Source organism: Campylobacter sp. 2018MI10 (assembly GCF_018501175.1).
Lineage (GTDB): Bacteria > Campylobacterota > Campylobacteria > Campylobacterales > Campylobacteraceae > Campylobacter_E.
The window spans coordinates 1-364 of record NZ_JAHCZD010000149.1 but is presented as its reverse complement, the minus strand read 5'-3'; the positions used below and the strand labels follow the sequence as shown (position 1 = coordinate 364).

General features: G+C 36.8%; 1 tRNA gene and 1 rRNA gene. Both read left to right on the top strand.

Annotated features, from left to right (window positions below):
* A 16S ribosomal RNA gene (locus tag KJR01_RS10090) occupies window positions 1–55 on the top strand; the annotation flags it as partial.
* A gap of 103 nt (window positions 56–158) precedes the next feature.
* Window positions 159–234 (top strand) — tRNA-Ala (locus KJR01_RS10085).
* Window positions 235–364 lie beyond the last annotated feature (130 nt).

Sequence of the window (364 nt, the reverse complement as noted above, 5' to 3'; positions counted from 1 at the left end):
GGTGAAGTCGTAACAAGGTAACCGTAGGAGAACCTGCGGTTGGATCACCTCCTTTCTAGAGTACATACTCTTTAACTCACACTAAAGAGTAATAATAAATATTTCAAGAGCTCTTGAGAGCTTGTTTAGATATCAAAGGTTGAAATGAGTATTGATATGGGGAATTAGCTCAGCTGGGAGAGCGCCTGCCTTGCACGCAGGAGGTCAGCGGTTCGATCCCGCTATTCTCCACCATATAAAACTTAAACAGAGCATTTAAGCTAAATGTTCTTTCTAGGTTTTATTTAATTTAATTCTATGTTTATATATAGTTTCTAACCTAGTGTTATTTTATTTATCAATGTTAAGAGTCACAAGCAAGTAA